Annotated in this window: 8 protein-coding genes and 2 pseudogenes; 3 read left to right on the top strand and 7 right to left on the bottom strand. The window is 58.9% G+C overall.

What is annotated here, in order from left to right; translation table 11 throughout:
- Positions 1–135: pseudogene (locus tag HNQ71_RS32785) on the bottom strand (C4-dicarboxylate transporter DctA); the annotation flags it as partial.
- A gap of 1053 nt (positions 136–1188) precedes the next feature.
- Positions 1189–1638, bottom strand: coding sequence for a hypothetical protein (locus HNQ71_RS32780; protein ID WP_184878560.1), 450 nt, complete (start codon positions 1636–1638; stop codon positions 1189–1191).
- Between the two features lie 89 nt (positions 1639–1727).
- Here HNQ71_RS32780 and HNQ71_RS32775 point away from each other — a divergent pair, with 89 nt between their 5' ends.
- Positions 1728–2048, top strand: coding sequence for a hypothetical protein (locus HNQ71_RS32775; RefSeq protein WP_184878557.1), 321 nt, complete (start codon positions 1728–1730; stop codon positions 2046–2048).
- A 479-nt stretch (positions 2049–2527) separates the two neighbouring features.
- Here the strand turns inward: HNQ71_RS32775 and queE are convergent, their stop codons facing one another.
- From queE to queC, 3 genes are read right to left on the bottom strand one after another with little or no spacing between them, the layout of a single operon-like run.
- Entirely contained in the window at positions 2528–3262 is a 735-nt protein-coding gene (queE, locus tag HNQ71_RS32770; protein WP_183455159.1) for a 7-carboxy-7-deazaguanine synthase QueE, read from the bottom strand.
- Positions 3259–3615 (bottom strand): 6-carboxytetrahydropterin synthase QueD, encoded by a 357-nt coding sequence (gene queD / locus HNQ71_RS32765; protein WP_123169385.1) that lies wholly within the window; start codon positions 3613–3615, stop codon positions 3259–3261. The genes queE and queD overlap by 4 nt, the downstream gene beginning before the upstream one ends.
- Positions 3615–4313 (bottom strand): 7-cyano-7-deazaguanine synthase QueC, encoded by a 699-nt coding sequence (queC, locus tag HNQ71_RS32760; protein WP_184878553.1) that lies wholly within the window; start codon positions 4311–4313, stop codon positions 3615–3617. The genes queD and queC overlap by 1 nt, the downstream gene beginning before the upstream one ends.
- A 613-nt stretch (positions 4314–4926) precedes the next feature.
- On the opposite strand from queC, the pseudogene HNQ71_RS35995 reads away from it, so the two are divergent.
- A pseudogene (locus HNQ71_RS35995) lies at positions 4927–5315 on the top strand (hypothetical protein).
- 255 nt (positions 5316–5570) lie between these two features.
- Positions 5571–5705 (top strand): hypothetical protein, encoded by a 135-nt coding sequence (locus HNQ71_RS35590; protein ID WP_281391486.1) that lies wholly within the window; start codon positions 5571–5573, stop codon positions 5703–5705.
- Positions 5706–6314: 609 nt separating this feature from the next.
- Here the strand turns inward: HNQ71_RS35590 and HNQ71_RS32755 are convergent.
- Positions 6315–6569, bottom strand: a complete 255-nt coding sequence (locus tag HNQ71_RS32755) for a helix-turn-helix domain-containing protein (RefSeq protein ID WP_184878536.1) — start codon at positions 6567–6569, stop codon at positions 6315–6317.
- 650 nt (positions 6570–7219) lie between these two features.
- Entirely contained in the window at positions 7220–9043 is a 1824-nt protein-coding gene (gene glmS, locus HNQ71_RS32750; RefSeq protein ID WP_184878533.1) for a glutamine--fructose-6-phosphate transaminase (isomerizing), read from the bottom strand.
- Between the last annotated feature and the right edge of the window lie 522 nt (positions 9044–9565).

Here is a 9565-nt window from a genome sequence, read left to right as displayed (position 1 = left end):
GCTTTCGCCGATCCCCGGATAGAAATAGCCGAGTGCGACGCCGAGGGCGATGGCGGCAAGCACCTGCACGTAGGGCTTGGCGTAGAAGGCCTTGCAAGGCGCGGCGTCCGCGCTGCGGACTGGCCGGTTCAACATACTTGTCTCCCTGAGCGGATTGCGGTGGGTTCCTCCCTTCCTGGGCTTCTCCCATCGCGGCGCTGCGATCGAACGCTGCACCAAGGCCGCCGCAAGCGCCCTGCCAAAATGGCGGCGGCGCGAGAAACGCGCCGGACCTCACGCCGTGCTTGTGCGGATTTCTGCACACGCCGCTGGCGCGTGACCTTATCGAGAGAAGGGCCGAGTGTCGGAGATTGGAGGTCGCTCGGGGCGTTACACGCAGCCTGGCAGCGGCCAAGCGATTGCCGCTGCGACCCCGTATAGTCTGGCGCTCCACAAAATGACGGAAGTTGACCGGCCGCGTCGCGACATAGGCCCCAAGTTGCGCTCCTGGCGCGCGATCGCTGTGCTGCGGCCGCACCGCCCGGATCAGCTGCGCCGGATGCGAGCCGTCGACGCCAGCTGCGGATCTCGAAAAGAAAACGGGTCGATCCCCCAAGCGACCATCGGCTGACTTGAGTCCAAGCGCGGTGCCACGTTGGACCACGATCTCGACCTGGCTGCCGATCAATTGCTTGACCGCTTCAGCCAAGCGGGCGTCCAATATCGTGGATGGAGTTCGCGGCGTATCGTTCGAAGCGGTTGCGTCCAACCACGCTGCCCCAGTGCCGTGCGATCAAGCCCGAACAGGCTGGTACTATGTGTTTCATCTTTCCTCGCCCTTGGCTGATTGGAGTGGGTCAGCTCACGCGAAGGTCGTAGGTTCCAGGTCGGATGGGAAATCGGTCAGGCAAGGCTGAACACGCCCGAAAATACCGGCAGCATATGACGCTTGATCAGGGCGTGGAAACGAGCGTGAGCGTCAAGCAGTACGTCCAGATCGAAACAGAAGGGGGTAGCCAGTTGCTTTGTCACGGAGTGAACGCAGTTGGCGCGGGCACGACGGAAAGCTCGGCAAGAGCTTTCAGCCCCGCCATCGTACTATCGGATGGTTCTATTCCGGTCAGGAGGCAACTGCCGGCACGGAAAGGACCGAAAACGTCGACCGCATCAGCGAAAATAGGCAAATAGTCGCTGAAGACATACGTGCCTTTAAAGCCGCGGATGTATTTTCGTCGCACCTCGGGCGCCGACTATCTCGACACCAGTATTAAACCGTGTGACGCCTGCCTCCCGAAGTTGAGTAAGATATTCTATCCGTCGTACTCGGTCGTTCCTGACGCTCGGAGGAACCACCTGGGATAAATAAATGTCGTGTGCATAGCCTGCTTCACGCAGCCGTCGTGCGAGTGCCGCGTGCCGTTCGAGTTCTTTTGCTTCGTCCTTGATGCTCCCTGTGCAAGGCCAGACAAAGTCATACAGACTGTTGAAGTTATGACCGTTACGCTCAATATAGGAGAGGCACTCTTGGAAGTTGGATTGGTAGTCTGTGCTACCCCCGCCGCGTATGGCCATTACCTCCCATTTCGTTCTCCTTAAAGCAATAATCACAAGAATAGCAGCAATAAACATGATGTTCAAAAACGAAGCTGCGAGCGCCATTTTTGCGTGTCATGCCGAAATTGTACATACCGGTCGGCGCTCCGTCTGGGCCAATAAATTGACGGCAGGGTACGTGCTCGGTCGCACCATTGATTGTCGCGATCAACGCCTCACCGTCGAACATGAAGGGCGAATCGGAGTTCACTCTCGCGGTGATTTTCTTTCGGAATACTCCGTTGGACAATTCAATCTCGATGCGGGGGATCACTTGCCCCAAGATCGGTAACCGGGATTTCTATCGTGAGAAGCTGGACCCCATCGCGAAGTACGCCGAGGCGCATAACCTCCTCAATGCGAAGGTCATGCCTGTTTTCCAGCGCAATGCCAAATCGGGTCAATCGCTTGCTTTGAACACTCATGGTCCTCTCCCAATCCAACCTTATCGACCGGCGCTTCGGTCGGTCGGCTAAATCTCTCCCATTCGCGCAGGACACCGCAAGAACTGTACGAGCTGCCGGAGGCGCCGCCGGATCGCGATACGAGATACTGTTTAATGGTAGCGTCGCGCCAACCTTTGAGTGGGCGCAGGGGTTGTCGGTCGTGGACCTTCATGCGAGTAGTGGATCGAGTTCGCGCGCCAGGTCGCCAACGGTCTTGTGATTTGTGTCGTAGCGTTGGCCCGCGCCCTCAGGCCGTGTTGACCATGATGTATTGCTCGATGGATCGCCTCTGTCGTCGTGATGCTCCCATGCACAATCTGGGCCCATCGCGCGCATCCCTGAATTCGGACCACAAGGATGCCCCATCAAAGTCGGATCAAACTCGGCTGGCCGCGCTCTTGGTGCCGGTACCATAAGTCCGCAAGTACCCCGACAACGCCGTCAATGGGTGGCCGACTCGGCTAACCGAAGATCCGCAGACGCAGTTCCAGTGCAACGAAAGACGCAGGCTAGACGGCCCTCTTGTTGCCCCACAGCAGAACGTGCAGCTGCGGCAGCACGCGGGCGTCGAACCACCTGTCGCCGGTTACCTTTTCAACCAGCCACTCCATGCGTTTCATTATTCCGTCCAGATCGACAGACGCGTCTTCGTTGCCAGGGCGGGGGGGCGTGTGATTGCCGGGTTGCAGGTAAACTGGAAGGCGCGGAAATCGCTCCGCGGCGCCCTTCGCGTAGGCGTAGTCGCTCTCGTCGAAAACAACGAGCTTGAGCACGATCTGCGGCTTCTCCTGCGCCGCATCGACGCACGCCTCGAGAGTGGCCCAATCCGTCCTCATTTCGCTTGAAGGCGGCTTGGGGCTGAGGACCAGCACGTCAAGGTCGGCAAACCAGTCCCTGACCACCGAACCTTGGGTCTCGAGCGCAAAACGGTAACCTTCACCATGGCCTCGCTCGATGAGCGCACGAAACGGCTGAATGGCCGGATTGCCGCCTGACAGCGACACCATCACTGGCCGGCCACCGGAAAGCGTAACGACGGTTTGCCATACCGCGTCGATTGGCATCATCTCCCATTCATGGCGGAATTGATTGTCCACCGCATGGAGACTGTCGCACCAGGAACAGCGATAGTCACACCCGCCGGTTCTGATGAAGACCGTCGGCAAACCAATGAGCACGCCCTCGCCCTGGATCGTCGGCCCGAAAATCTCGCTCACGCGGATTGCGGGATGCGTATCGGTCATGGCCGGTATTCCGCCCAGGTTTTCGGCGTTTCGCTCACCCGCACGGCCGAGGTTTCGGGCAGGCGTGCCTTGCACCATAGATAAAAATGTCTGGCCAGGCATTCCGCGGTGACTTGCTCATGTCCGAGCACGTCGTTGAGATGTCGGTGGTCGAAGCTCTCGTCGATATAGCGTTTGAATGGCGCCAAATCATGATAGTCGCGCACGAAGCCGTTGTCGTTCAGTCCATTCGCTGAAAGCTCCACTTCGACGATGTAGTTATGCCCGTGCAGGCGCGCGCATTGGTGATCGGGCGGCAACGAGGTGAGCTGATGCGAGGCCGAGAAGTGGAATTCCTTGGTGATGCGGAACATTATGCGGTCCTCCTTCGTAGCGCATCGAGCCAGAAGTCGGAATCCTCGTAGTCGGTGGGGTCCAGGTGCCCAGAGAGATGAAACGCCTCGCGCCGCTCGACGCAGGTCCCGCACCTCCCGCAGTGACGCTCGGCGCCCTTGTAGCAGGACCAGGTCTGCGCAAATGGCGTGCCGTATATTGCTCCATCCCTAACTATGTCCGCCTTCGTGAGATTCACATAGGGCGCAAAAAGGCGAACCTTCGCGTAGCCGTCGAGCGCGCGGTCTTGCATCATCTGGAAAGCGTCGATGAAGGCCGGACGGCAGTCGGGATAAATGAAATGATCCCCACCGTGCACGGCAGTCGCCACCGCTTCGACCTTGTGCGCGGCGGCGAGACCGAAGGCGGTGGCCAACATGATGGCGTTCCGGTTCGGCACCACCGTGACCTTCATCGTGTCTTCGGCGTAGTGCCCATCCGGCACATCCACACTGTCGGTCAGCGCGGAGCCGGAAAGGCCGCGGCCGATTTGGCGGACGTCGATGCTGCGATGCGGAACGTTCAGTCGTTCAGCGCAAAGGGCGGCGAATCCCAATTCCTTCCGGTGCCGTTGGCCGTAATCGAAAGATAGGAGGCCGGCGAGTTCGTACTCCGCTGCCACCTTGTGAGCAAGAGTAACGGAGTCCAATCCGCCGGAGCAGACGACGAGAGTTTTCATTGTTGGGTCCTTGTTTTAACCGGGTAGGCTGCGACCGGAGATTTCTCTGCGCTCCCAGTACTTCAGGAAATCCATTTTGTGAAGTGAACGGGGGACAAGTTTCATGCGCGGACGTGCCGCTGTGTGCAAGGCGCGCTCAGGCGGTGGGCCTGCAGGGAACACGGACTAGCGAAACGGGACGCTTCAGTGGATGTTCAAAGGCTTTGCGTACCAGAATATGCCCTGAAGAGGTCCCGATCTTCGGAAACAGGGTTCTCGACGCTTCGATCAAGCGCCCGGCGGTGCCGAGCTTCGAGGGACGCCACCGCGAGGGTTTCATGTACAAGACGGCTCGAGGATGGCTTGCCGCAAAGAACGGATTTACCAGGTGGGATTTTTTCGCAGCCGCGCCGAATGCAGATGCCTGGAATGATCACGACATCAATTGTCGCGGCAACTTGGCTAGCCGGCTCTTCGGGTTCCGTAGATCCCGCGCATTCCGCTTCAGGATCGGTTCGAACCGGAGCACGCCCTCGGTCAGTGGCCGACCGACCAAATGATCGGTCGTGAGCCGACATCTGTGAAAGCCGTGTGCGTCGATTGCAATGCCCCCTGTGTTGCGCGCAGTTACCTTATGGCAGTCGATGAACTGGATTTGATGGTTTTCCAGATGGCGGTCGAAAGCGTCCGCTCTCTCTGCTTAAGCTTCGCTGAAAAAGCCGCGGAGATAGCCACCAGGAGCTGCGGTATCCTGCTTTTCGACGTGCGGGTCGACGGTGACGCGGAGGTCCAGCGGGTCGCAGCCATCCGATATCAGGGCGACCAAACCGGCGCCGGCGTTGGACAGACAGGGCCTTGTTACCCACGATTGCATCGTCAATGGTACTTTCTCAAATTTCATTGCGCCATTGGAAACCTAGAACAGCATGCCTCTGTCGATGCAGGCCAAGATCGATGCCAACGGCCATGCCCAGTCTCTTCCTAGGGGCCTTGCGAAATGCCGGACATACGCTGGGCAGCTAGCATTTGGCTAGAACCATCCGGGATTTTTTGCATGGGGCATCGTTGCCGGCACCGCCGGCATGATTGTCGCGCTCGAAAACAGCTGCGGCGGCCTATTTTTTTGCAAAGTCGAATGTCCCGACTCCGAAGCCAAGGGAAGACTCCGACCACAGCGGAGAATAGTAACAATAGGGGCGACGCAAGCCGCCCTGCCCTTTTCAAGCAGGGAGGCGCTTCCGGTGCTCTCACCGACACGAGATCGCAAATGGCACGTGGGTGAGCACCAGAACTGGCGGCACCCATGGTGATCGGCTTGACTCGTTGGAGGAAGCGCAAGGCCTCGGGCGCCAGGCAGAGGCTGAAGCGACGGTCGAACACTGGCTGGCTGCTCAGGATCTGATCGAGGCGTAGTCGGACAAGGAAACGTTGTGCCCTATGTCGACGTTCCTAGAAGCGCGCCGGCAGCCTGGGCGGGGGGCTTGGGGTTAGACTGCCGGCGCACGCCACTCATAAAGAGCGGCCCCTTTTCGCGGTTCCGACACCCATAGTCAACCCGGCAGCGTCTGGGTGCTCGCTGTGCTCTTGTCAGAGCGGCGCGATGTCGGCCGCGTCGGCCGATCCTGCCCAACTTGGTGGGCCGCTCTCGTCGGCCAACCTGATGCTCCAGCCAGTATCGCGTTGCCGACCAGCATGAGTTCGCCGTTTAGCAATCCTTCGTCGCGAGCCGATGCTATCGTGTGTCGCAGTACTCCGGGCGGCCATATCGCCTAAGACAGCATGAAGAAGCGTTCCAACTTCCTATTCGGCGAACCCGTGTGCAATTCTTGACTCGGACAATTGGACGAGAATTCTCTTGGCGGTACTGCGCCAGAAGGCATTCGCGTCTCCTCGTTGTTCGTTTCCAGGACCCGGGCGCTCTTTTTTGACGTTGTGGTCAGCAACGGATTTAAGCTTCGACTATCAGTCGCAATTACACATCACAAGGAGCCGATCTTCCACTCATTTGCAGATTATCCGACATCACGCGGCGTCCGATATGTCCGACTCTGCCTCAAAAATTCCCACAGGTATGGACAGCGATCTCGCTATCCGATCCCGATAGCCGTTGTTGTACCTCAGACCCGACTCGATGTTTTGGATTTCCTCAGCGGCAAGCCCGCACGCCACTGCGAGGTCCCCGATCGAATATCCAAGGTGCTCACGATAAGCGCGGATGATGTGGGTCCCCTGCGACATAGCAGCCAAGACGGGCTCGGGAATGCGCGAATCCTTCATAGACACCTCCAAGAAGATAAGGAGCGCCGGATAAATCGGGAGATTTCCTCCCGGACCTGGCGCGCCCAGCAATCAAAAAAATGGACGTCGATTCGGCCGGACCGGCCTCATCCATGGAATGGGCCACCTGAAATTGGCAGCCGGGTCGGTATATGGCGGCTCACCTGCGTCTGATCAAGTTCCAAGAACCTGCCTGCCCTGGGATGGCCTGATCGACTGTACCGCATTCGTCCTGCGATCCCACGCGACCATCCTCGCCGATGGCATTCTTGAACAGCAACACGAACTTCCCCTGCCGCAGCCTCCAGCACCGTCCACCCAGCCTAGCCTTCGACCAATGTCTTCCGTCGATGCAGCGAAAAACGCGCTTATGTTTGAGTCCCACATCGATTACCGCTGTTAACCAAATTTTTTAAGCCGCCGATGCTTATTCGCAGACTGAAAGGATGAGGCGGCCGAGGATACAGCCGAAAGGGCCGCGGGCTTCTGTGCTGACGTCGGCTTGAGCAAGCTCAATCCGGCTGCCCTGCGCAATTGCCCGACCTGCCGAAAAAAGGATGGCGATTGTTGGATTTCATCCGAGCTTCAGTTCTAGTCACGTTTTGGCGCTTCCGGATGGACGAGCATCGCCACCTATAAGAACGTCACAGTCATTCGACGGTGACCGATTTTGCGAGATTGCGCGGCTGGTCGACATCTGTGCCCATGAAGAGCGCCGTGTGGTAGGCAAGAAGCTGTATTGGCAGCGAGAAAATTATCGGCGCGATAATCTCGTCGACGGCAGGCAGCACGATCGTATGCATGGTGTCGAGTTTCGATGCGGCTGCCCCTTTTTCATCGGTGATGAGGATAATCCGCCCTCCCCGGGCAGCCACTTCCTGCATGTTGGAGGCGGTCTTGTCGAAAAAGCGATCATGTGGCGCGATGACGATCACTGGCATGTTCTCGTCTATCAGTGCGATCGGACCGTGCTTCAATTCACCCGCCGCATAGCCCTCAGCGTGGATGTAGGAAATCTCCTTGAGCTTCAGCGCACCTTCCATCGCCAGCGGGAAACTGGTGCCGCGGCCGAGATACAGGACGTCACGACACTTTGACAGTTCGCGCGACAGGAACTCGATCTGTGGCTGGATGCTGTTGAGTACCTGGCCCATGACGCGCGGCACTTCGGCGAGGCTCCTGACGAGCGCCTGCACCTCGTCTTCGGTTACGGTTCCGCGGGCCCTGGCGGCGGCGATGGCGAGTGCGGCAAGAACGGCAAGCTGGCAGGTGAAAGCCTTGGTGGAGGCGACGCCGATCTCCGGTCCGGCAAGGATCGGGAAGACCGCATCGGCCTCCCGAGCGATGGTCGATTCGCGGGCATTGACGATGGCGCCAATTTTCAGCCCAAGCTCCTTGCAGTATCTCAGCGATGCCAGCGTATCGGCGGTTTCGCCAGACTGCGAAATGAAAAGAGCCGCCGACTGCGGCGACAACGGAATTTCGCGGTAACGGAATTCGGACGCAACGTCGATTTCAACCGTCAGGCGCGCATAGCGCTCGAACCAGTATTTTCCAATCAGTCCGGCGAGATAGGCGGTGCCGCAGGCAGAGATCGCCAGGCTCGGGATTCTGGCGAAATCGATGCCAGAAACCATGTCGGCGCGATTCTCTATGATGTTGATATAGTGACCGAGCGCATGCGCGATGACCTCGGGCTGCTCGTAAATTTCCTTCTCCATGAAGTGGCGATGGTTGCCCAAGTTGGCCAGATCGGCCACGGCCGTGGAGGTCTGGCGCGGACGCTCGACAGGATGGCCGTCGAAATCGAAGATATCGGCGCCCGTCTTGCCGATTACGGCCCAGTCGCCGTCGATGAGATAGCTAATTTCATTGGTGAAGGGAGCAAGCGCGATCGCGTCGGAGCCCAGGAACATCTCGCCGTCGCCGTGACCGATCGCCAGCGGCGGTCCATTGCGCGCCGCCATGATGGTCGCGGGATCATCCTCGAAGAGAATGGCAAGCGCGTAGGCGCCCCTGACGCGTTTCAACATGGCATGCATCGCCTCACCTCGCCCCATGCCCTCCCGGCGGTGTCTTGCCAATAGATGCGCGACGACCTCGGTGTCGGTGTCGGTCTGGAACTCGGCTCCCGCCGCCGCCAATTCGTCCTTCAACTCGGCGAAATTCTCGATGATGCCGTTATGGACGATGGCGACACCGTCGGTAAAGTGCGGGTGCGCATTGCGTTCCGTCGATGCCCCATGGGTTGCCCAACGCGTGTGGCCGATGCCGATGTTGCCGCTCAGCGGCTCTTCCTTCAGTCTCGTCTCGAGATTGACGAGCTTGCCCTCGGCGCGCCGGCGGTGCAAGGCGCCCTCGGTGATCGTCGCAACGCCGGCCGAATCATAGCCGCGATATTCCAGACGCTTCAACGCGTCGACCAACCGATCCGACACCGGCTGTTGTCCAACAATGCCAACAATCCCGCACATGTTCGTCTCCGCATTTTTCCCGGCAGCTTCAGCCCACGTGAGACGGACACCCACCCGGCCCGCTTTCATTCAGGGTCTTGTAGTAGTATTCGGTGATATCGGTACAATTGATTGTAAGGATAGCTACCATTCACTCTATGGATAGACCAAGACGCCGGCCCTGATCTAAACTCCTCGTTGCGCCTGAGACTCTCATTACCGAACGCAAGCTCACACCGCGGCACTAAGCAACAACCTCGGTCGACCGGCCATGCGCGGCCATCCCGGCTACGCACCTTCCCACGCAACCGCCGACGCAGCCCTTTCCTGAGGGTTCCCAATCCACTCGCGTCGGCAGATCGTTGGGGCAGGCAGGTGAGCGGCAGAGCGATTGCCCGTCATTCTGAATCGCGTCACCATCGCTATGGCGTTTCGCTCTTGGTCGCATCGACTTGGCGCAGGCCACAGAGCGGGTCCAGCGACCGTCTCAATGCCCATTGCACAATATCCTAACAATGGTGCAACATAATAGCCTAATCAGCG

It is taken from the genome of Mesorhizobium sangaii (assembly GCF_014207355.1).
Lineage (GTDB): Bacteria > Pseudomonadota > Alphaproteobacteria > Rhizobiales > Rhizobiaceae > Mesorhizobium > Mesorhizobium sangaii.
This window is presented reverse-complemented; position numbering and strand designations above follow the sequence as displayed.

What these genes read in the sequence shown, in the direction of transcription:
- HNQ71_RS32780 (WP_184878560.1), bottom strand. Translation starts at nt 1,638, where the DNA reads ATGGCGCTCGCAGCTTCGTTTTTGAACATCATGTTTATTGCTGCTATT.
- queC (WP_184878553.1), bottom strand. Translation starts at nt 4,313, where the DNA reads ATGAAAACTCTCGTCGTCTGCTCCGGCGGATTGGACTCCGTTACTCTT.
- HNQ71_RS32755 (WP_184878536.1), bottom strand. Translation starts at nt 6,569, where the DNA reads ATGAAGGATTCGCGCATTCCCGAGCCCGTCTTGGCTGCTATGTCGCAG.
- queE (WP_183455159.1), bottom strand. Translation starts at nt 3,262, where the DNA reads ATGACCGATACGCATCCCGCAATCCGCGTGAGCGAGATTTTCGGGCCG.
- glmS (WP_184878533.1), bottom strand. Translation starts at nt 9,043, where the DNA reads ATGTGCGGGATTGTTGGCATTGTTGGACAACAGCCGGTGTCGGATCGG.
- queD (WP_123169385.1), bottom strand. Translation starts at nt 3,615, where the DNA reads ATGTTCCGCATCACCAAGGAATTCCACTTCTCGGCCTCGCATCAGCTC.